Genomic DNA, 21,594 nt, shown 5'->3' with positions numbered 1-21,594 from the left:
TCAGTCATTCAAGGTAACCCAAGAAGAGACCAGAATGCACGGTCTCTTCTTTTTGCATTGTAGTAAGTTATTTATTCTATTAACCAAATAAGAAAAATAATGGAAAGTGAAGAGGAGTGATGATAGTATGGTAGATAGATTACATAAGGGAGGTTATTACCATATTCAGATCATTAGTATCCGCATGTGCAGTCGTCCTATTTTTGTTTGTCAGCTTAACGGCTTCCGCTCATCCTGGCCGCACCGATTCAGATGGAGGGCATTACTGTCGTACAAATTGTGCAAAATGGGGACTTGCAGATGGGGAATATCATTATCACAATGGAGGATCGGGAAGCTCCGGCAGCTCCACATCGTCGGATTATTCATCAGGCAGTACGTATACCGCTCCAGCCGTTCAACCTGCTGTACCGACATATCAGCATTCCCGTCTAAAGGTGTATGTGAATGGAACCAGAGTGCAGTTTGGAAGTGATCCTGTGATGTATAAAGGGTCCAATCTGGTATCTTTGAGAGAAATTGCAGAAGCGATCGGTGCCAAATTAACATTTAATTCAGATGCCGGTGCTATAGGGGTCAGTAAAGATAAATACAAAATGACACTGACTATAGGCAGCAAGACAGTCTACTATAATGGGAAAAAAGATACGATTTCTGCCGCTCCAGTTGTGCTGGAAGGCGTGACTTATGTTCCAGCACAGGTATTTGCCAGAGGGCTTGGAGCAGGTATTGTATATAATGCCAATACAGAAACATTAAAATTAACGATTAACTAGCAGATTTCATAATATGATGTACACACATCAAAGAAAAAACCAGAAGTGGCCTGTAGGGCTTCTTCTGGTTTTTGGCATTTCTGTGGGTACGGCTTACAGCAACCATTTTAATCATCTTCTGAAGTCGAGCAGACATCAGCATCCGGACTCCAATGCCGGATAGCGTGCCATGAGGTGTACACTGTTTAGATTTGATCGTCTGCTGCAGCATATAGTGCGACTGCCGAATAATCCGGGGGCAATCGCGATCGGATCGACAGAAGTATCCAGTAAACGGGCTGCCTCAGCTGCAGCGGGTGAGATGCAGACAGTATTTGTACAGACTGTGCATCAGCGAAGCGTACAAAGGCCATAATGAGGGCCATCTTTTGTCTTTTCCAATTGGTTGAAAATAATAATTCGGCAGCAGTTGTTTTCCCTCCTCATGGAAATTCTGTTAGTATTGTAGCATGAGTTGTCAGCCGCCACTGGCCGCTGACAGAGTGATGTATGCTGATAGGAAATGCAGATATCACTGCTTCCCAAACAGAAAGACAGTATGTAACCTGCTGTATTGGTGTATGTTCATTTACTTGTGGTTAATAATTGAAATACAAGTGAAACAGATACCGATATACTTTAAAAGGAGGTGCACTATCATTTGCGGACATCTATAAGCTGCAGAAAGAGAGGATCCTTATTCCTGCAGCAGATGGAACCAGCCGGTGATTATACTGGCGATTAACGCCAACTATATAGAACCGGAATCATACAAAGTGGAGAGTGTACGTGCGGCAGCCTGCCGAATGCCTGTCCACGGGTGCAGGGCAATCTTGGGGAGGTAGTGACTATGCCGTTAGCCAGAAAAATACATATCGTGGGAGCTCCCGGGAGCGGCAAAACCGAGCTGGCTGCCAGGCTTTCTGCCAGATTGGGTATCCCCAGCTATTCACTGGAATCCGTCCTATGGAACAGCGAAGGCAAAAAAAGGCGCCGCAACACGCCGGTGATCCGGCAACGTCTGCTGCTGGATATTATTAGCAAGGACGAATGGATTGTAGAGGGCAATCTGATGGAATGGCTGATTCCCAGCTTTGCGCTGGCCGATCAGATTATTTTCCTGACTCCGCATCCGTTTGTACGGGACGGGCGAATGCTGCAGCGTTTTTTGCGGCAAAAAATCGGCACAGATCCGGATCGGGATCGGCTGAACCTGCTTGGTCTGCTGGATCGACTGTACTGGAATCACCGGTTTGAATATGAGTCCAAGCCTGCTATTCTCAAAGTGGCCGAGCCCTACAAACATAAGCTGATCGTTACCCGGCAGGTAGATTGATAATTCTCTCGGCGGGCAGCTAGCTGCCATTTTGCAAGACTCACACAGCTCCGGCATTTGCCGGTGCTTTTTTGCGTTGAACCCTGACTTTTTGCATAAAATAATAACAGGAATATAACAAAAAGCCGGGAGGGCTTCCCGGCTGTATACATTTCTTCAATTATGCTGTAGCTTCCTCATACCGCTTCAATACAATCACCGCATTATGACCGCCAAATCCAAATGAATTCGACAGGCCGATCTGCATATCCGCATGCCGAGAGGTATGGGGTACATAATCCAGATCGCAGGCCGGATCGGAATGATCCAGATTAATGGTTGGCGGAATCAGACCATGACGGAGCATCTGTACCAGTGCGATTGCTTCCGCACCGCCAGCTGCGCCCAGCATATGACCGGTAATCGATTTGTTGGCAGTCACCGGCACTTCGTATGCACGATTACCCAGCAGCTGCCGGATCGCCATCGTCTCGGAGATATCGCCGACAGGTGTGCCTGTCGCATGAGCGCTGATCACGTCAACCTGCTCGGGGGTAATACCTGCATTTTGCAGTGCATGCTTCATGGCCTGCAGCGCGCCTCTTCCTTCCGGATGAGTGGCTACCATATGATAGGCATCCGAGCTGGCACCATAACCGATAACTTCCGCATAGATCGGTGCTTTGCGACTTTGTGCATGGCTGAGTGATTCCAGTACCACGATGCCGGCTCCCTCGGCAATAACGAATCCATCGCGATCCCTGTCAAATGGCCGACTGGCCGCTTCCGGTGCATCATTGCGGGTAGAGACGGCGGTTGCGTTGCCAAAGCTGGCAAGAGACACTTCATTGGTCGCGGATTCGGCACCGCCGGCAATGATCACATCGGCATCACCCGAGCGGATCAGACGCATCGCCTCGCCGATCGCCGTATTGCCGATGGAGCAGGCTGTCACCGGTGCCAGTGTCGGTCCCCAGCTGCCAATGCGAATGCTGATCATCGCTGCAGCACTATTGGCAATCATCGACGGTACCAGCGTAGGGCTGACACGTTCCGGTCCGCGCTGCATGAGTGTCTGGTGCTGATCCAGCAAGGACTGGATACCACCGATACCAGAGCCGACATAGACGCCGACACGCTCACGATTTACCTGATCCATATCCAGTCCGGCATCCTGAATCGCCTGATCGGCTGCAGCGATAGCAAACTGGGTAAAGCGATCCATCCGGCGTGCTTCCTTGCGTCCAAACAGCGCATCCGCATCAAAATCTTGCACTACGCCGGCAATTCTGGACTTATACCGTTCTGTATCAAAAGCCTCAATAGCGCGAATACCCGATTGTCCGCTGCTCAATTGCTGCCAAAAAGTATCTATATCATTTCCGATTGGAGAAACAATACCCATTCCTGTAATAACGACTCGCTCCATACTGCTTCCTCCTTGTAACTGTGGTTATATGGGATCACTTCTGTATTTTTGCATGCAAATTATCCTATTACAAGTTACCGTTTATACTAGTATAATAAGTAACAGGCTAACAGGTTAGTTATAAACATATATCAAGGAGGAGCTATGAATCATCAGGCACGTCTGCTGGCATTATCGGCTTTTCTCAAAGCACAGCGGACCAAAATTTTACCGCAGTCGGTAGGATTGACTGTGGGCACACGTCGCCGGACACCGGGTCTGCGGCGTGAGGAGGTCGCCCAGCTGGCTGGAGTCAGCACGACATGGTATACCTGGCTGGAGCAGGGGCGAGATATCCAGGTATCTGCTTCCGTATTGGAAAATGTAGCCGCAGCGCTGCAGCTAAATCCGGATGAACGTCGTTATCTGTTCTCACTCGCACTGGATAAAGGGCACGGCGTTACCCCTATTGCCGAAGAGCTGCCGCATATTTCCCCATCCCTAACCAAAATACTGGAACAGCTTAAATATTGTCCGACCATTGTCTCAGATAGGCACTGCCATATCGTCGGCTGGAATGAGGTGGCACGACATGTTTTTCTGGACTTTGAGCAGATTCCGGAATCGCAGCGCAATATGATCAGCCTGCTGTTTGCGCGCAAGGAATTTCGCAGACTGGCAGTGAACTGGGATGATTTTGCCGGAGACTTTCTGTCCATTTTCCGGGCTTATTATGGGCAGTATGTAGAGGATGAGTGGTATGAGCAGTTTCTGGACGATATGATGGAGGTATACCCTGATTTTCGTTCATTGTGGGAACACAGCAAGGTCAGCTCGGCACCGCAGGTTGTTCTTGAATTCCGTCATGCACGAGGCGGTAAGATGCTGTTTGAACTGACTTCACTGCTGGTGCATGGCAGCGGAGATTTGCGTTGCAGCATTTATACGCCTGTACAGGGTTCGGCGACAGAGGTGAAACTGATGGCGCTCATGGAGCGAAGTCGGGCACAGGGAGAGTTACCGAAGGAATAGTGTATGGTATACGAGCAGTTATTCTGGACTTGTTAAAAGTGGGCCGGATCTGCTATTTAGTGCATGTCAGTGATAGGGTGTACAAAAATCTATTGTCATCCATCGCTTCTGTCGATGCAGTGGGTCATGTATGCAAAGCCGCCGTTTATTGGACTGTACCATTGGGCCGAGTTATCAGATGTAGTACAATGATGGAATATAAAAATAGCTTCTATTTCAGGCAGTCTGGGCAGAATCAGATCAGACCGTATGATGAATAGCGCTACCATATATACAATTTACCATCACATCCGGCTTTGCAGATGGATGTGGATCAGAACAGGAGATGTCGTTATATGCAGATTATGCAGAATTTGTCTTCCCATATTAATTATCTAACCCCCTACCAGGAGACGGATCGTCCTATTCTGGCAGCTGTGACAGGCACCAGATCGACTTTGCTGATCGATGCAGGGAATTCCGCAAGTCATATTCAGCTGTTTATCGATCAGCTCGTCAAGCAGGATATTTCTCCCCGCTGGCTCGTACTTACCCACTGGCACTGGGATCATGTATTTGGTATGAATCAGGCCAATACGACCATTATCGCCCAGACGATAACGACGCAGCATATCAAGGAAATGCAGCAGCTGTCCTGGTCCGATGAAGATCTGGACCGCCGTGTGGAAGAAGGCACCGAGATTGCTTTTTGCGCAGATGCCATCAAAAAAGAATTTGTGGACAACCGCGATATTCTATTACCGACACCGGACATAACTTTTGACCGCAAGCTAGAACTGGATCTTGGTCGTGTGCACTGTATTGTGGAGCATGTCGGCGGAGATCATTCTTCTGATTCCTCGATTATTTATATACAGGAAGATAAAGTATTATTCGTCGGCGATGCACTATATCCGAATATCCATGTTACTCCCAACTGCTATACACCAGCCACCACTTTGAAGCTCATCCAGTCCCTGCGCAAATATGATGCAGATCTTGTGGTATTGTCTCATCATGCAGAAATCTGGGATACGGAGCGGTTCCACCAGGAGTTGGTGCTGCTGGAGCGTACGGCCCGTCTGGTACAGAATGCCGAGTATGACCGGGATCGAGTGGTTCAGCTGTTGACCGATCAATATGGCAGAGCGCTCAACGACTATGAGCAGGAGACCATCGATCTGTTCATCAATGGGCGAGATCTGGAAGCTCAAGTGTAATTATCCTGTCACGAATTGTCGCCAATCCGGATAATCTTTGGCTCAAGCCATGAGAAATACCCTGCCCGAATCATCGGAGCAGGGTATTTGGATATCCATAGGTATCAGAGAAAACTCCTTCCTACGGCTCGAACAATCATCTGGCTTAAGTAAAAACCGGACAGTTAACGCAGTGTCTGACGCAAAGCAGCCTGTGCCTCGGCATCACGAAAAATATGCAGCTTGCCATTTTCTACCATTCGCATACGCGGACCGGCAAATCCGCGCTTGATCAGCTGCTTGCGCATGTAAAGCATCAGCGCCCAGTGGCTGACCACAAGAACATGCTCGGCCTCCGAGGAAAGGATCACATCAAGCGCGCGGTCAATCCGTGCTTCCGTCTCGGCAACCATTCGTTTGTAACGTCGACTCAGCAGAGGAGCAATCCGGGCAAAGGCTGCCCAGCCGATAAACGGAAAGCGTAGCTCGGTCTGAAAGGTAGGCGGTGTAATCTCCCGCAGTTCGGACATAATAATGATTTCGCCGGGATAAATGTACTGGGCCGTTTTAAGTGCCCGCGGCAGATCGCTCGCAAAACACTTTTCCCAGTTCAGTCCCAGCAGATCAGTCTGGCCTTCTTCAATGTCGGCAACATCGTACTCTTCCAGCCAGGTGACCAGCTCGCGAACTGTCACCATTTGCCGGATGGGGAATTCCTTATTCACTTTGAAATGGCGGACAAGCCCTATGGTCTTCATCACGAGTCTGGTATAACTCCTTATCGTTATTATGTTACAATATAGCTTGTTGGAACGGTTCCAATCAAGTGTGGAACCCGATTCAGCCGTGCACATTCGATAATCGGCAGCAGCTTCCGTATACAATGTATACCCGTTTCTGCGAATGCCGAATTGTTTTGGAGAAAGGAAGATCATACCATGAGTCAGTGGGAATATAAAACATTAAAATTACCTGCAGCCGGTTTTGTAAATGGTAGAGTCGACGGTCATCTGCTTCAGGAGGAGCTTAACAATCTTGGATTTGATGGCTGGGAGCTGGTATCCTCCTTTGATACGACTGTGAGCCAGGGGGACCTCGGCGAGATCGTCCTCATTTTCAAACGCAGCGCTCTTCTGGATTAATCGGGAATTACATAGAGAAAGGTACAGGCAGCTTGTGTTCGGTAGATGAATACAAATAGCACAGATTGGTTTAAGTTAGAAGGAAGGAGGCTTGTATATGATAGGAACATGGATCGAGGAAATCAAGTCCATTTTGAGACCGGAGATGAGCAGCCTGGAAGATTTTTTGCTGCCGCCTGCCGGAGATATGGAGATCACTCATGCCGAACAGGTGATGGGAGTGACTTTTCCGGATGAATTGAGGCAGCTCTATCATATTCATAACGGGGAATCCCGCAACGGTCCCGGCCTTTTCTTCGGGCTTCAGTTTTTGAGTCTGGACGATATGGTGAGCGAATGGAAAATATGGTCGGACCTGCAGCCGGAATATCAGGAACTGGGTGATCATTATTCCATTCCATCCGGCTGGATCAAGGAGCAGTATATCAACAAAGGCTGGCTTCCATTCTGTCATGATGGTGGAGGCAATCATCTTGGAATTGATCTGGACCCTGCCGAAAAAGGCATTGTCGGACAGGTGATCAATTTTGGCAGAGATGAGGAAATGAAACATGTGATCGCGCCCAGTTTGGGCGAATTTATTCATTTTATGCGGGATATGGTCCGCGAAGGCAATTATACGGTTGTGGAAGAAGAAGGCATGGGCTACTGGGTATACGGACGCAGTGATCAATCCCGTCTGCTCAAGGATGCCCAGATGTATGCGATGGGTGATATTATCCAGCTGCCTGAGGGAGAAGAAAGCGACCAGCTGGATACCTGGTTTGCGAGTCTGGACCCGGTCTGGCGCGATCTGATTACGGAAGGATACGGAGATGCGGAATCTTTTGTAACGGCGAGTCAGATTTATTTGCCGGATGCAGAGCTGACGGATGCGAGCCCGCTGGCTCAGTGTATCCAGGTGCGCGAGCTGCTGCTGAACCGTAATGCAATTGATGACATTACGCCTCTGGCACACTGTCGTGAGCTCAAAAAGCTGCATCTGTTCCGTAACCCGATACGTGATCTGTCACCGCTGCAGAATCTGCCTTATTTGCAAATTTTGAATATCGAGGATACCCAGGTACAGGATTTGAAGCCGCTGACTGCTCTGACGCGTCTGTATGAGCTGGACTGCCGGGGCACGGCGGTGCAGGATTACTCTCCACTCGCCGAGATGACTACACTGCACAAGCTGGCGATTTCGGCTCCGACACGTCAGGCAGCTGAATTTATTGCCAGCCTGCCCGAGCTCTGTGAACTTACCATTCTGGGGGCGGATGAATGGCTGCCGGAAGACTGGGAACAGCTGGGCCGCATGCTGCCGCTGCGCAAACTGTATATTGGTGGACTGCATGACCGGAATATCCAGTACTTGAGCGGATATAACCAGCTGGAGAGCCTGACCCTATACGAATCTCACATTGAGGATGTCTCTGCGCTGGCTGATCTGCCGGCACTCAAGGAACTCAAGCTGATGGAAGGATGCCTTATTGGCAATCTGGAATCGATCAGCGGCTCGGTCACACTGGAGAAATTCACCGGAACGTTTGCCCAGTTTGAGCTGCTCAAAGATGCCTTTGCCCAGTATGTCAATTTCTCGCAAATGATTGGAGAAATGACGGACGAACAGCAGGATATCTGGCTTCGTCATACCCGCTAATTGTAGAGAAGAGCAGATGAACAGAACAATAAACAGAGTGATTATACAGGCATAAGTGAACTGTGAGACGGAGCGCCCGGAGCGCTCCGTTTTTTTGGCATGCAAACACCGATTCGAATCGCCGGGGCAAGATTAGTGTAGAATGGTGATTGAAAGGAATGACATAATTGTTTTCATGATTTTGCAAGAATAACTGAATACATACTTGCAAACAATGTCGAACTTAAGAAAATCAAAGCAAGATAGAGCAAAACAGAGGTTGAGATAGATAAAAAATTAATAATTGTTGCAAAGGAACAACTGTGAACCAGCAAGGTCTATTTTGCCTTTTCCTTCACCTTTACAGTTAGCAAGGACAGGCGTAATATACATTTCAGGATTTAGAGATTCACAGATTTCATGTGCAAATCTGGAATCAGCGACTGCTATAAATAGGCAGTCCTTATACTTGGGTTTTATGTTCTGCAATTGCTGAGTTTCCGGGTTTACCGGAAAACGGGGGAACCAATGATACAGTAAATATTGGTGGTGTGAGAGCCACCATATTGACTGCAAGGGGTGAATCCTTCAGGCTGATCACCATGGTATCGGCCCTGAAGGTAGGGCGACTCTCACCGCCCGAATCCGACAGCTAACCTCGTAAGCGTAGATGGAGAGAGGGAGTGTGAACTTGTGCCACCATGACACAGGGTATAAAGGCTCTGTGTTTTATTATGCTTTGAGCAACATGCAGGAAAACGTCGCAACGCTTAGTTTCCATTGAACATGGAGAGCGGGGGAACCAAACGTCATAACAGATACGGACTGAAATACAGTTCATACTTGGCATGACATGGGGTGAATTCCGGATACTACCGGAACGGGCAATCTTCCAGCCCGAACCCGACAGCTAACCTCGTCAGCGTATCAGGGAGAACTTATATCCGGCTTATCACAGATGTGAAGCTTGTTTGTACTGCATTCGGTGAATGCGTATGACAGGTAAAGCAGCTGCAAGGAAGCCTGGAGAAAAGTTCTGCTTTTCTCCAGGCTTCTTTTTTTGCGCCAAACTTTGCTAAAATCGCATCTGTAATTAAATTAAATACAACTAACAACGAGTTGTAGATGACATAATTCAGGTGATAATGCAGCCGTCAAACAGACAAAGGGATATAACCAGAGAGTCTGTATTCTGTACAGGCAAAGGATAGGAAGCTGAACTTATTATGAAGGAGCAACAAAATTATGCTGGACATCATGATGATTGTATTGGTAATACTCATCGCATTCGCACTTGGAGGACTGGCTGAATGGTCATCCCGAGTCATGGGAGAAAGAGGGAATGACAAGTGACCTGGTTACTGTGGATCATTATTGCTGGTTTGCTGGTGTATCTGTGTTATGCCTTGATTTATCCGGAAAAATTTTAAATAGGCAGGAGAGAGTGTTGTGAGTATTCTTCCATATATCGGCATTGTAGTAACCCTGATTATCATCATTTTGCTGGCGCGTCCGATGGGCAATTATATCGCCCGGGCATTTGATGATACCCGGGGTCGGTTGGATCGCTGGTTTGGCCCTCTGGAAAAAGGAATTTACCGTATTGGTGGTATTCGTCAGGACAATCAGACCTGGAAACAGTATGCAGCCGCCGTACTGATCAGCAACTCGATATTAATTTTGATTGTTTATCTGATTTTCCGATTGCAGGACAAGCTGCCGCTTAATCCGGCAGATATTGGGGCAATGAGTCCTGATCTGGCTTTTAATACGGCAGTCAGCTTTATGACCAATACAAACCTTCAGCATTACAGTGGCGAGAGCGGATTGTCGTTATTCTCGCAGATGACCGCTATTGTGTTTATGATGTTTGTCTCACCGGCTACGGGTATTGCGGTGGCAATCGCCTTTATACGTGGACTGGCTGGCAAGCCGTTGGGCAATTTCTTTGTGGATTTGACCCGGGCGTTGACCCGTATCCTGCTTCCCATAGCTACTGTAGCCGCGATTATTTTGATCGGTCTGGGTGTACCGCAGACCTTGCAGACTGGAGTGACAGCCCAGACGCTTGAAGGTGCACAGCAGCAGATTGCCACAGGACCTATGGGAACTTTTCTGGCGATTAAAGAACTTGGTAACAATGGAGGGGGATTTATGGGAGTCAATTCCGCGCATCCGTTTGAGAATCCGGGTGGGGTTAGTAATATGCTGCAAATTATAATGATGCTGCTGGTTCCGGTTTCCCTGCCATTTACATATGGCAAGATGGTTGGCAATCGCAAACAAGGACGTGTACTGTTCGTCTCGATGATGATGATGTTTATCGTGATGCTGAGCGTGTCGCTCTTCAGTGAACACCAGGGCAATCCGCTGATTCAGCAGGCGGGTATCCAGCAGGGTACAGGTTTGATGGAAGGCAAGGAAGTACGTATCGGCGTAGAACAATCTTCCTTTTACTCGGTCGTTACAACGGCATCGGAGACAGGAGCAGTCAATACGATGCATGATACCTTAACTCCAATCGCAGGTATGATCGCTATCGGCAATATGATGCTGAATACGGTCTTTGGCGGTTCGGGAGTCGGTATCCTCAACGTACTCATGTATGCCATTATCGCAGTATTCCTGTCCGGGCTGATGGTTGGACGAACCCCGGAATTCCTGGGGCGCAAGATTGAAGGTAGAGAGATGAAGCTGATTGCAGTTACGCTGTTGATTCAGCCGCTGCTCATTCTGGCGCCGACAGCTATTGCGCTCATGACATACCCGGACACCATTTCCAATCCGGGCTATCACGGATTGACACAGGTGCTGTATGAGTTCACTTCCGCTGCTGCCAATAACGGTTCGGGTTTTGAGGGACTTGGCGATAATACAATATTCTGGAATGTATCGACCGGTGCAGTGATGTTTATTGCGCGTTACTTCTCGATGGTGACGCTGCTGGCTGTAGCAGGATCTCTGCTTATGAAGAAGCCGGTGCCGGAGACAAGTGGTACACTGCGTACGGATCAGCCGCTGTTCGGTCTCGTATTCGTGGTCGCTGTAGTGATTGTAGGCGCACTGACCTTCTTCCCGGCACTGGTACTGGGACCGATTGCAGAACAGCTGACTTTGTAAAAGGATCGGCTGTCCGGAATATGAGCCGGCTGCCAACTGCAAATGTATAACCAAATCAAATCAAGCACAGCTAAAATAGAGACATTTCAAGTGGAGGAATCAGCAATGAAAAATCAAGCTTCCGTGATGAACCGGGAACTGATTAGCAAGGCTTTGCAGCAATCGGTGATCAAGTTAAACCCAAAATTGATGATGAAAAATCCGGTCATGTTCGTCGTTGAAGTTGGCCTGCTGATCAGCATTTGGCTGATCTTTATACCGAATGCTTTTGGAGAGGCGGTATCGACCGGCTTTAATATAGCGGTGGCTGTTATTTTACTGTTCACGATACTGTTCGCCAACTTTGCCGAGGCGCTGGCCGAGGGACGGGGTAAAGCGCAGGCGGATTCACTGAAAAAGACCAAAAAGGAAATCATGGCTCATCGCGTGGAGGGTGACCGCATTGTCGAAGTGCCTTCAACCGATCTGCGTAAAGGCGATATTGTCCAGGTCTCCCAGGGAGAGATGATCCCGGGTGATGGTGAAGTGATCAAGGGACTGGCATCAGTGGACGAATCTGCCATTACCGGTGAATCGGCTCCGGTAATCAAGGAAGCAGGCGGCGACTTCAGTTCGGTGACCGGCGGTACAATGGTAATCAGTGATGAGATCAAAGTACGCATAACAAGCGATCCCGGCGAGTCCTTTATGGACCGGATGATCAGTCTGGTCGAAGGAGCCGAGCGGCAGAAGACACCTAACGAGATTGCTTTAAACACAGTATTGATAAGCTTGACGATTGTCTTCTTGATGGTTGTGGTGACACTGCCGTTTATGGCTAATTATCTGGAGATTGATCTGGCTGTGCCTGTACTGATCGCGCTGCTGGTCTGTCTGATCCCGACGACAATCGGCGGGCTGCTGTCAGCGATCGGGATTGCCGGGATGGACCGGGTTACACGATTTAACGTACTGGCCATGTCAGGCAAAGCGGTAGAAGCTTCCGGCGATATCAACACCATCATTCTCGACAAAACAGGTACAATCACTTACGGTAACCGGATGGCAAGTGAATTTGTGCCAACAGATGGTCATTCTGCACAGGAGGTCGGTTACTGGGCAGCAATCAGCTCGACTTATGATGAGACACCGGAAGGGCGTTCCGTACTGGAACTTATGAAAAAGCAGGGCTGGAATTACGATCAGGAATTGGGGATGGGCGTGGAGATTATTGAATTCAAAGCAGAGACACGGATGAGCGGACTAAATCTGCTGGATGGACGCAGAGTGCGTAAGGGCGCTGTCGATGCAGTCAAAAACTGGGTGACCGAGCAGGGCGGGACCATTCCCGCTTCGCTGCAATCCAATAGTGATGCGATTGCCTCGGCAGGGGGTACGCCGCTGGCAGTAGCGGTAGACAATACGATTTACGGATTGATTTACCTTAAGGATACGGTCAAGACCGGTATGAAAGAACGATTTGAACAGATGCGAAGCATGGGGATCAAGACCATTATGTGTACCGGTGATAACCCGCTGACAGCAGCGACGATTGCCCGGGAAGCTGGTGTGGATGATTATATCGCGGAAAGTACACCGGAAGACAAGATTGCCGTTATCCGCCGTGAGCAGGCAGAAGGCAAACTGGTAGCAATGACCGGCGACGGTACGAATGATGCTCCGGCACTGGCACAGGCCGATGTGGGGATTGCGATGAATAGCGGTACGGTAGCAGCCAAAGAAGCGGCGAACATGATCGATCTGGACTCTGATCCTTCTAAAATTATCGAAGTGGTAGCAATCGGCAAACAGCTGCTGATGACACGCGGCAGTCTGACCACCTTTAGTATTGCGAATGATATTGCCAAGTATTTTGCGATTATTCCGGCCATGTTCATGGTAGCTATTCCGCAGATGCAGCTGCTCAATGTAATGAATCTGCATTCACCGACCTCGGCGATTCTGTCGGCACTGATCTTTAATGCGGTTATTATCCCGATTCTGATCCCGCTCGCGATGAAAGGTGTAACCTACAAGCCGATGAGCTCCAGCCGCCTGCTGCAGCGTAATCTGTTTATTTATGGCTTTGGCGGCGTGGCGGTTCCGTTTATCGGGATCAAGCTGATTGATCTGCTGATCCAGTGGTTTGTCTGAATTCGATAGTAATCGTTTCCCTGTGTACCTGAGCAAGATCAATCGCCTATTCGGAAAGGAAAGAATAAACGTGAAAAATGTATGGATTACCTTACGTACGATTGCAGTATTGTTTGTCCTGTGCTGTGTGCTGTATCAGCTTGTCATTACCGGAGTTGCCAGAGTTGTCATGCCGCATCAAGCGGCTGGCAGCCTGGTCTATAACAGCAATCATGACGTGATTGGTTCCGAGCTGATTGGACAGTCATTCACCGATCCTCATTATTTTCAGAGCAGAGTATCCAGTATCGATTACAATGCAAATGGTTCCGGTTCACCGAACTATGCTCCTTCCAATCCTGAACTGATCAAGCGGATTGAACAATCGGTTACTACATGGCAGAAGCAGAATCCGGGCGTATCGGCATCTTCTCTGCCGGTGGATCTGATTACCAATTCTGGTTCTGGACTGGATCCAGATATTACGCCTCAGGCAGCGGCAGCCCAGATTCCCCGAATCAGTCAGCTGACTGGTCTGTCTGCAGAGCAGCTAGAGTCGATCGTAAGCAATAATACGACTCCTGCACAGCTTGGCATCTTTGGTGAGCCGGCGGTAAATGTACTGAAGCTGAATCTGGCTGTACAGCAGCTGCGTATACAGTCGTGAGTACGTTTCGACGCAAAACACCGGAAGAACTGCTGCAAATGATTGCCAAACTGCATCATGGCAAACTCAAAGTCTATATTGGGGCCGTTAGCGGCTCCGGTAAGACTTATCATATGCTGCGGGATGGTCAATTGCTCAAGCAGGAAGGTATCGATGTAGCCATGTGCGCCGTATCCACACTCCACCGGCCGGAGACGGTACAGCAGCTGGGCGACCTTGAACGAATCCCGAGCATTCACTGGATGAAAACGGACAAGCAGGGACAGCAGACTGAAATGAAAGACCTGAATATCGAACAAATTGTGACCCGCAATCCGGAAGTGCTGCTGGTTGACAATCTGGCTCATCACAATCGACCGGAAGCAAGACACGCTACCCGCTGGGAAGATATTCAGTATCTGCTGCAGCGCGGTATCAGTATTATGGTCACTGTGAACGTATATGAGCTGGAAGGGGTAGCTGAACTGGCGCGGCAGTATATCGGTCGTGAAGTGGAGTGTACCGTCCCTGCCAATGTGCTGGAACAGGCAGATGAAGTTCGTCTGATTGATGTAACGCCGGAGGTGATTCTCCAGCGTTATTTTGCCGGTCATTTGAATAACAGTGCAGACCGTGAGTATTTTGAAAGAGGGAACCTGGCCGTACTGCGTGAGCTGGCACTGCGCACCGTGGCAGAAGGAGTAGGCGGTACGCTGGAAAAGCATCGGGCCGAGCAGGGGCTTACCGGGCCAATCGGAACTGCGGAGCGAATTATGGTATCGGCGCAGTATCACTGGAACGGTTCGATCTATATCCGGCGTGGTCAGCAGATTGCCAGGCGACTTAGTGGAGATCTGCTGGTCGTTTCATTTTGTAATTCAAACCGAAAGCTAACGAGAGAAGAACAGACTTTTAAAAATGCATTTCGTGAACTGACCCGGCAGATTGGCGGTACGTTTGAAGAAATTCCGATTCGATCGCGCCGGATGCTGCCAAGACAGATGGTTCATTATGCCCGTGAACACCAGGTGACCCGGATCGTACTGGGGCATTCCCGGCAGAATCGCTGGCAGGAAGTGGTGAACCGGTCGGTTATTAATGGGCTGCTGCTGTATACGCGGGATATTGATATTTTCTTGATGGCGGATCGGGCGGAGCAGGAGGGAGAGCGTATTCTGCCTGCCCGCACGGGAGCAATCAAGCGCGATGAAGTCTACCGGCGTCTGCTTTCCGAAGAAATCAAACGCAAAATTGACCGGATCAAGCGGGGAACATTTAAAGTATATGTGGGCGCAGCACCAGGTGTTGGAAAAACTTATACGATGCTGAGAGAAGGAAATGAACTGCTTAAGCAGGGCATTGATGTAGTGATTGGACTGCTGGAGACACATGGCCGCAAGGAAACAGCCGCTCAGGCTGCCACACTGCCGATGATTCCCAAATCCCGAATCGCTTATGGAGACCTTCATCTGGAAGAAATGGATCTCGATTCCATACTGAAGTGTAATCCGGAAGTGGCGCTGATCGACGAGCTGGCGCATACGAATGTACCGGGCAGCCGCAACAGCAAGCGGTATGAGGATATCCGTGAGCTGCTGGATGCGGGCATTTCGGTTATTTCCACTGTCAATATTCAACATCTGGAAAGTCTGAATGATGCCGTGGAGCGAATTACCGGAATTCGTGTGCGCGAGACGGTTCCCGATTCGATTCTTCATCTGGCGGACGAAGTGGAATTGATCGATGTAACTCCACAGACGCTGCAGCAGCGGATGGAAGAAGGCAAAATCTATGCTGCTGCCAAGGTAGAGCAGGCGATGAACCATTTTTTTAAACTGGGTAATCTGATTGCACTGCGCGAACTGGCACTGCGAGAAGTGGCGGATGATGTGGATGACCGGCTCGAATCCTGGGAGCGTCTTGATTCACTGCGGGGGCCATGGCACCGGGAAGAGATTATTTTTGTCGGGGTAAAACTGGATCATGAAGCCGAGCGGCTGATCCGCAGAGGATTTCGGATTGCTTACCGGCTGAAAGCCAGATTGATTGTGACCCATATTCATATGGGAAAGCCGCAGTCGCTGGCCGGAGAGGCTGCTGTCAAAGCGGATAAATTCGATAAGCTCACTACCCGGCTCGGCGGCGAATTCAATATCCAGTATGAGCCGGATTGCAAGGAACTCACTCATCTGGCCCGGATTATCAACGAAGAGGCCCAGAAGCATCAGGCTACACAGATGCTTCTGGGCCAATCCAGCACTCCCCGCTGGAAACGGTGGGGAAGAGAATCGATATTACGCAAAGTGCTGCGTTATGCACGCAATATGGATATTTTGGTCGTAGCTGACAGAGATTGAAGCATTCAGCGGCTGTGACCTTTTTTCGGTCAGGGAGTGAAATGATCAGGTCCATGCTGGTCGTAATGTTCTTCGTATCTTCGCAGCACTCCGGCAATCTGACGTGCAGATAATGGTTCAAACAGGTATTCATCCATACCCGTCTGAAGATGGTGTCCATGCTCGCTGGCTTGTTCTGCTCCAGCGATGCTCACCAGATAAGGCCGTCGGGCGGAATGGCTGTCGTATACTGACATTTCACGTATCCACTGCACAATGTCCTGTCCATCGCTGGCAGACATTTGTATATCCATAAACAGAATCTGATAAGTGACAACCGCCATATTTTCTATGACTTGTTGAAAGCTGCTCACCATGGTAGCGGTATATCCCAATTCTAGCAGTATCTTTTGCAGATGACTCCGGCTGGTGGCAGATTCCCGGGCAATCAAAATATTTAATGGTGAACGCAGTTGAATACGTTGATTGGGTATAGGCAGATCAGCCGGCACAACAGGTAATTCTTCCGGCTCAAAGCTGGCTGTAAAACAGAATCGGGTACCCCGCCCAGGCAGAGATTCGATCCAGATCCTGCCATTCATCATCTCAACCAGACTTTTACTGATAGCGAGCCCCAGGCCTGTGCCTTCTGTTGTGCGGGTGATGTAGTTATCCAACTGATGAAAAGGCTGGAATAAATAGTCTACTTTGTCTGCAGGAACACCGATTCCGCTATCCGTTACATTGAATTGAATTGTCAGGGGTTCCAGGCTGCTGCCCAGCAGACGTGCCGCAATTCGTACGCTGCCATCCATCGTAAACTTGATAGCATTGCTGATCAAGTTAAGCAGAACCTGCCGCAGGCGCTTCGGGTCACCAATGAGCCATTCCGGTATATGAGGATGAATGGACAGGCTGACCTCCAGATTTTTTTCTTTTGCACGTACAAGTATAATATCCAGCGTCTCTGCCATTAGATAATGGATATTAAAAGGCTCTTTCACCAGCTCGGTTTTGCCGGCTTCTATTTTGGAAAAGTCAAGAATATCGTTAATGATAGTCAGCAACGAATGGCTGCTTTTGGCAATAACCTGTACATATTCACGGTGCTGCTCGCTGAGATCTGGTGAATCGAGCAGCAGCTGGGTCATCCCGATCACTCCGTTCATTGGCGTGCGTATCTCGTGACTCATCATCGCTAGAAAATCACTTTTGGCCCGCACGGTTTGCTCGATAGTTTGCTGCTTCAGCTTTTCCGCTTCCGGCTGATTCTGCGGCGACACTATTGAACCGTATTCATGTTGACTGTCGGCTGTTCCGTTATTTTGCCCCTTTTCTGTCCGAGTGGGTGATTCCATATACAGGGGAGAAGGCACCATTTCCTGATCGGTCATGAGATAAGGATAATCCCGCATTAGCTGCAGCTGCGCGGCTGCGGTCAATTGCTGTCCGTTGCAGGCATATATACATTTTGTTTCTACAGATATCACCGACTGCTCGGACAACGCTATGCCGGTTGACAGAGGACCGGAAACATTGAATGCTGTCTCTGTCAAATACTGATAAGACCAGATATATACGGGCAGCTGCTGGTCATAGTCAGCCTGCTGTATATTATTACGGAAATAAGTCAAAAGCCGATCAAAAGGAGAACCTGTGTAGGGCAGGCTGAAGGAGGTATGATCGATATAATACAGACGATTCGGCTGCCCTGCTGCCAGTTCAGACGATAACCGTTCAACTGCCTGTTTGTAAATGGAAGCCTCCTCAGCGATCAGCACATAGCTGCCCTGCTGCAGCCCGATTTGCATATAGGAGACCAGGCGGTCTAGATAAGAAGATGGATCATTGTATACATAAAGGATATGACTGCTGCAATTGTCAGTTAACAATTCGCGTAATTGTTGGGGTTCGGTAGTCATGTCACACTCCAGGTTGTCATTCATAATTTCATTTCTTCTACTAGTTATAACATATTTTTTACAATTGCAGATTATAGAATGGTTATTATTTACAGAATAATCATAAATACAGTTTATTGATAAAATACTCGGAAGGATATGTCACATTTACAAGGATTGCCTCAAGTGACGGTTATATTTCCGGTTGTAGTACGCACGCGGATATACAGCTGACTATGGGAACCAGAAGCGGGCCGCTTCACCTGCCCTGTCTCCGAATGGATATCATAACTTCCCTTAGCAGGTGAGTCATCATGAATAAGTACATTCCCCGTCTGAGCATTCACCTTTAAACGATGAATATCTGTCAGTAGAATATCTACATCGCCGGATTTGGCTTCAATCTGCCCTTCGCCATCAAGATGTCCGATATGAAGCTGTCCGGATCCGGTAAAGGAATGAACCCGGCCGCTGGCCTTATTTATCCGGATACTGCCGGAGCTTGATTCCAGCTCAAGCTGGTCGCCGTGCCACTGCTGCACCAGAATATCGCCAGAAGATGTATACAGTTCGGTGTGACCATTCAGCTGCTGGGCCTTGATACGTCCGGAGCCGCTGTGCGCGACAATCCGGTCGGCAGTGACATCGGTGAGATTGGTTTGAGCGGAAGCCAAGTAGAACTCGGCTGATTCCAGACTCTGCGGATCAGCGAGCCGTACAGTAATATATTGCACATGGGCAGGCAGGTTACCACTCCATCCATCTCTAGGATAATGCGGCTGCTTGAGCTGTAAATGGAGCGTCTGCCGCTGGATATTCAGCTGGCTCAGCTGCCGAATCACATAGGGGGACAGCTCACCATGGAGCTGGACACTGTCCTTGCCTTCTACGCTTGGTTCAAACTGGACAGCAATTTCATAATCGGAATCAATTCGTAGATGCTTCAATTCACCATGCTGTGTAGACCAGATCTGTGTATGTGCAGTATCCGGCCTGGAAATATGATTCATATATATCATCCAGATCACGGAGGCCGCTATAACGCTAATGAAGAATCCACCCCAGATCATCCATGACCGCTTCACTCGAATAAGGTTCATAATGTACTTTCCTCCTCAGGACTCGTACAGTCTGAAAATAGTAAAACATTAAGCTGGATAAAATATGTACGGTTATATGCGGACCTAGTATAGCACTCGTTAAGAAGCATCACAAGTTGCAGCATGATACTCAGATAAAACAGCCTCTTTCCCGGAAAGGAAGGAGGCTGCTTCTGCTTGATAAAATGATAAAAGTGCTTCAACAATAGGCTTACATGCTGGAACGCAGTCCCAGATTATTCATCATGGCCTCTGTCCATTGACCAATTCCATAATAGTTCACACTTGTTACTTGCGGCTGGTTGGTACGCAGTCCGTTGTAAAGATCGGTTGCAGTATTGGTGTCAATATTCGCATCTACTGCAGGAATCAGTGTTTTGTCGGCTGCTTTTGCTTGGGTGCTTGCCAAAATACCTGTGGAGTTATAGATCCAGTCTACCGAATGACCCAGACCGCTGTAGTTTGCCATTGGCAGCAGGAAGTCCACATACTGACTGAACAGGGCAATATCCTGACCGGAGTTGTCTTTATCCGGAGAAGCAGTATATACGCCCAAAGCCAGATCCGGTTTGATTGTTTTTACATCCGTACTGATCGATTGTAAGTAGGAAGCCATTTGCTGAGCTTTCCAATTATTCCATTCTGTAATTTTGCTGGCGCTGCTGCTTCTTGTAAAATCGATCTCTCTAGGATCAAAGCTGTTTGTTTGACGGAAAGCATTGATAGTAGAAGTATTCATATCCACACGTTCATTATCAAAATCGAGACCGCTTACTACAACACCGTCAATATTGTAATTCTGTACAACTTCCTTGACGATGGAGCGTTCATACTGCTGAACAGCTGGATCGAACAGATTAACATGATTTTCCGTACCGGTGTATCCAGTATAAGAAGAGATCTTACCTTTATCATCGATAGTACGCATCTGCCAGGAAGAGTTAATGTCGATAGCAGCTTTGTCCTGAGCCTGTGGTACCCATGCACGTACTTTGATGCCATATTCATGGGCTTTGTTGATTACAGCTGCCAGCGCATCGAAGCTGTCATATCCAATCGCTTCTGGAACAATCTGGCTGTCATAAAAAGCAAAACCAGAGTTGCCGTTCACATCGCTATCCTGTTTTACACTCATATTGATAACCGATACATGATTGCGTGCAGCTTTGATAATGAAAGAATTAACATCATCTGCATTACGGAAATTGGCTTCAGTCTGTACTGTGATTTCGTTAGTCAGCGGTGTTACCGGAGCAGCCGGTTCAGCTGCACTGGCAGTGGAAGCCTGCCATGGCATAATGGTCAAGGCCAATAAAGCAGCAGAGAGCGAATAAGCTAGTTTTTTCATTTGAGGTCGGTCCTTTCGTGAATCCGTATGTTTTTGATTTGTGTAAGTGCCGCGCTGATTCTTTATTACTTTTAGTAACTATACCATTATAATATGAATAAATGATGAACGGTAACATCGTTACAATACGATAGAAGCAGCTGCAGCCTGCAAAAGCGATCTTATCTCATGAAAAGCCGTCTGGTATCCAACTGACAGACATTTTTCGCAAAATACGTCCTGCTTTGATTAGGTATACTATATATTACGTATCCTAATCATAAAATGTTTCACATATTTGAACAAAAATTAAAATTATTTTTGTAACAGACATAAAATTTTCACAGATGATATGAAATTCCTACAGTTATAAATTCATGAAAGTGTAAGTCAGTTGTTAAAAGCATAGGGATATGCACCAAATTTTAACTTGTTGCGAAAACGTGGTAATGTATATATAGGTTTTATACCCATTCTGAAGGAGTATTCTAGCTAACCGGATCATGTTATGAGCAAATAAATCATAGATATTATTATCCGGTTGCAGGTTTCAGTGGAGGCGGACAGCAGCGCAGATAGTAAAAGCGCGCAGGAACCAATA

17 protein-coding genes, 1 pseudogene and 2 riboswitches are annotated in these 21,594 nt (G+C 48.2%); of the genes and pseudogenes, 13 read left to right on the top strand and 5 right to left on the bottom strand.

Annotation, left to right across the window (positions count from 1 at the left end):
- Positions 1 to 203: 203 nt before the first annotated feature.
- The 4 genes and pseudogenes from M1D61_RS12195 to M1D61_RS12180 all read left to right on the top strand — a co-directional run.
- Positions 204 to 287, top strand: a pseudogene (locus tag M1D61_RS12195) (YHYH domain-containing protein); the annotation flags it as partial.
- Positions 288 to 300: 13 nt separating this feature from the next.
- Positions 301 to 435 (top strand): hypothetical protein, encoded by a 135-nt coding sequence (locus M1D61_RS12190; RefSeq protein WP_458122590.1) that lies wholly within the window; start codon positions 301 to 303, stop codon positions 433 to 435.
- A gap of 47 nt (positions 436 to 482) precedes the next feature.
- Entirely contained in the window at positions 483 to 776 is a 294-nt protein-coding gene (locus M1D61_RS12185; protein ID WP_458122497.1) for a copper amine oxidase N-terminal domain-containing protein, read from the top strand.
- A gap of 829 nt (positions 777 to 1,605) precedes the next feature.
- Positions 1,606 to 2,091 carry a DNA topology modulation protein FlaR gene (locus tag M1D61_RS12180; RefSeq protein WP_458118812.1) on the top strand — a complete coding sequence of 162 codons (486 nt, stop codon included), beginning with the start codon at positions 1,606 to 1,608 and terminating at the stop codon, positions 2,089 to 2,091.
- A gap of 160 nt (positions 2,092 to 2,251) precedes the next feature.
- Here the strand turns inward: M1D61_RS12180 and fabF are convergent, their stop codons facing one another.
- Positions 2,252 to 3,499: a beta-ketoacyl-ACP synthase II gene (fabF, locus tag M1D61_RS12175; RefSeq protein WP_458118810.1), complete on the bottom strand. Its 1,248-nt coding sequence runs from the start codon at positions 3,497 to 3,499 to the stop codon at positions 2,252 to 2,254.
- A gap of 144 nt (positions 3,500 to 3,643) precedes the next feature.
- Here fabF and M1D61_RS12170 point away from each other — a divergent pair, with 144 nt between their 5' ends.
- Together M1D61_RS12170 and M1D61_RS12165 are read left to right on the top strand one after the other, a co-directional pair.
- The gene (locus M1D61_RS12170; RefSeq protein WP_458118808.1) at positions 3,644 to 4,510 is read left to right on the top strand and encodes a helix-turn-helix transcriptional regulator; all 867 of its coding nucleotides are present in this window, start codon (positions 3,644 to 3,646) and stop codon (positions 4,508 to 4,510) included.
- 335 nt (positions 4,511 to 4,845) lie between these two features.
- Positions 4,846 to 5,709, top strand: a complete 864-nt coding sequence (locus tag M1D61_RS12165) for an MBL fold metallo-hydrolase (RefSeq protein ID WP_458118806.1) — start codon at positions 4,846 to 4,848, stop codon at positions 5,707 to 5,709.
- A 164-nt stretch (positions 5,710 to 5,873) separates the two neighbouring features.
- Here M1D61_RS12165 and M1D61_RS12160 read toward each other — a convergent pair whose 3' ends face one another.
- A complete protein-coding gene (locus M1D61_RS12160) occupies positions 5,874 to 6,446 on the bottom strand; it encodes a histidine phosphatase family protein (protein ID WP_458122496.1) in 573 nt (190 codons plus the stop codon).
- A gap of 180 nt (positions 6,447 to 6,626) precedes the next feature.
- Here M1D61_RS12160 and M1D61_RS12155 point away from each other — a divergent pair, with 180 nt between their 5' ends.
- The 7 genes from M1D61_RS12155 to M1D61_RS12125 all read left to right on the top strand — a co-directional run bounded on the left by M1D61_RS12155 (position 6,627) and on the right by M1D61_RS12125 (position 16,686).
- A complete protein-coding gene (locus M1D61_RS12155) occupies positions 6,627 to 6,830 on the top strand; it encodes a DUF4177 domain-containing protein (RefSeq protein WP_458118804.1) in 204 nt (67 codons plus the stop codon).
- A 97-nt stretch (positions 6,831 to 6,927) separates the two neighbouring features.
- On the top strand, positions 6,928 to 8,472 hold the full coding sequence (locus M1D61_RS12150) for an SMI1/KNR4 family protein (protein ID WP_458118802.1): 1,545 nt from the start codon (positions 6,928 to 6,930) through the stop codon (positions 8,470 to 8,472).
- Positions 8,473 to 8,931: 459 nt separating this feature from the next.
- Positions 8,932 to 9,134: riboswitch (cyclic di-AMP (ydaO/yuaA leader) on the top strand.
- Positions 9,135 to 9,208: 74 nt separating this feature from the next.
- Positions 9,209 to 9,391, top strand: a riboswitch (cyclic di-AMP (ydaO/yuaA leader).
- Between the two features lie 409 nt (positions 9,392 to 9,800).
- On the top strand, positions 9,801 to 9,881 hold the full coding sequence (kdpF, locus tag M1D61_RS12145) for a K(+)-transporting ATPase subunit F (RefSeq protein WP_064505584.1): 81 nt from the start codon (positions 9,801 to 9,803) through the stop codon (positions 9,879 to 9,881).
- Between the two features lie 85 nt (positions 9,882 to 9,966).
- A complete protein-coding gene (kdpA, locus tag M1D61_RS12140; protein WP_458122495.1) occupies positions 9,967 to 11,571 on the top strand; it encodes a potassium-transporting ATPase subunit KdpA in 1,605 nt (534 codons plus the stop codon).
- A 105-nt stretch (positions 11,572 to 11,676) separates the two neighbouring features.
- A complete protein-coding gene (kdpB, locus tag M1D61_RS12135) occupies positions 11,677 to 13,704 on the top strand; it encodes a potassium-transporting ATPase subunit KdpB (RefSeq protein WP_458118800.1) in 2,028 nt (675 codons plus the stop codon).
- Positions 13,705 to 13,774: 70 nt separating this feature from the next.
- Positions 13,775 to 14,350 carry a potassium-transporting ATPase subunit KdpC gene (gene kdpC / locus M1D61_RS12130; RefSeq protein ID WP_458118798.1) on the top strand — a complete coding sequence of 192 codons (576 nt, stop codon included), beginning with the start codon at positions 13,775 to 13,777 and terminating at the stop codon, positions 14,348 to 14,350.
- Positions 14,347 to 16,686: a histidine kinase gene (locus tag M1D61_RS12125; protein WP_458118796.1), complete on the top strand. Its 2,340-nt coding sequence runs from the start codon at positions 14,347 to 14,349 to the stop codon at positions 16,684 to 16,686. The genes kdpC and M1D61_RS12125 overlap by 4 nt, the downstream gene beginning before the upstream one ends.
- Before the next feature lie 29 nt (positions 16,687 to 16,715).
- Here the strand turns inward: M1D61_RS12125 and M1D61_RS12120 are convergent, their stop codons facing one another.
- From M1D61_RS12120 to M1D61_RS12110, 3 genes are all read right to left on the bottom strand, one after another.
- A complete protein-coding gene (locus tag M1D61_RS12120; RefSeq protein ID WP_458118794.1) occupies positions 16,716 to 18,611 on the bottom strand; it encodes an ATP-binding protein in 1,896 nt (631 codons plus the stop codon).
- A gap of 137 nt (positions 18,612 to 18,748) precedes the next feature.
- On the bottom strand, positions 18,749 to 19,666 hold the full coding sequence (locus M1D61_RS12115) for a DUF4097 family beta strand repeat-containing protein (RefSeq protein ID WP_458118792.1): 918 nt from the start codon (positions 19,664 to 19,666) through the stop codon (positions 18,749 to 18,751).
- Positions 19,667 to 19,877: 211 nt separating this feature from the next.
- Complete coding sequence (locus M1D61_RS12110) at positions 19,878 to 21,014, bottom strand: family 10 glycosylhydrolase (RefSeq protein ID WP_458118790.1); 1,137 nt, start codon at positions 21,012 to 21,014, stop codon at positions 19,878 to 19,880.
- Positions 21,015 to 21,594: the final 580 nt, after the last annotated feature.

The sequence above is a fragment of the Paenibacillus sp. Z6-24 genome (genome assembly GCF_054161335.1).
Note: the sequence above shows the minus strand (reverse complement) of the source record. Positions and strands in the feature narration are given on the sequence as shown.

Bases quoted from the DNA above. Each gene is read 5' to 3' on its own strand.
- M1D61_RS12115 (WP_458118792.1), bottom strand. From the start codon at position 19,666: ATGAACCTTATTCGAGTGAAGCGGTCATGGATGATCTGGGGTGGATTC.
- M1D61_RS12180 (WP_458118812.1), top strand. From the start codon at position 1,606: ATGCCGTTAGCCAGAAAAATACATATCGTGGGAGCTCCCGGGAGCGGC.
- kdpA (WP_458122495.1), top strand. From the start codon at position 9,967: ATGGGCAATTATATCGCCCGGGCATTTGATGATACCCGGGGTCGGTTG.
- M1D61_RS12160 (WP_458122496.1), bottom strand. From the start codon at position 6,446: ATGAAGACCATAGGGCTTGTCCGCCATTTCAAAGTGAATAAGGAATTC.
- M1D61_RS12155 (WP_458118804.1), top strand. From the start codon at position 6,627: ATGAGTCAGTGGGAATATAAAACATTAAAATTACCTGCAGCCGGTTTT.
- kdpB (WP_458118800.1), top strand. From the start codon at position 11,677: ATGAAAAATCAAGCTTCCGTGATGAACCGGGAACTGATTAGCAAGGCT.
- M1D61_RS12165 (WP_458118806.1), top strand. From the start codon at position 4,846: ATGCAGATTATGCAGAATTTGTCTTCCCATATTAATTATCTAACCCCC.
- M1D61_RS12170 (WP_458118808.1), top strand. From the start codon at position 3,644: ATGAATCATCAGGCACGTCTGCTGGCATTATCGGCTTTTCTCAAAGCA.
- M1D61_RS12120 (WP_458118794.1), bottom strand. From the start codon at position 18,611: ATGAATGACAACCTGGAGTGTGACATGACTACCGAACCCCAACAATTA.
- M1D61_RS12185 (WP_458122497.1), top strand. From the start codon at position 483: ATGTATAAAGGGTCCAATCTGGTATCTTTGAGAGAAATTGCAGAAGCG.
- M1D61_RS12110 (WP_458118790.1), bottom strand. From the start codon at position 21,014: ATGAAAAAACTAGCTTATTCGCTCTCTGCTGCTTTATTGGCCTTGACC.
- fabF (WP_458118810.1), bottom strand. From the start codon at position 3,499: ATGGAGCGAGTCGTTATTACAGGAATGGGTATTGTTTCTCCAATCGGA.
- M1D61_RS12150 (WP_458118802.1), top strand. From the start codon at position 6,928: ATGATAGGAACATGGATCGAGGAAATCAAGTCCATTTTGAGACCGGAG.
- M1D61_RS12190 (WP_458122590.1), top strand. From the start codon at position 301: ATGGGGAATATCATTATCACAATGGAGGATCGGGAAGCTCCGGCAGCT.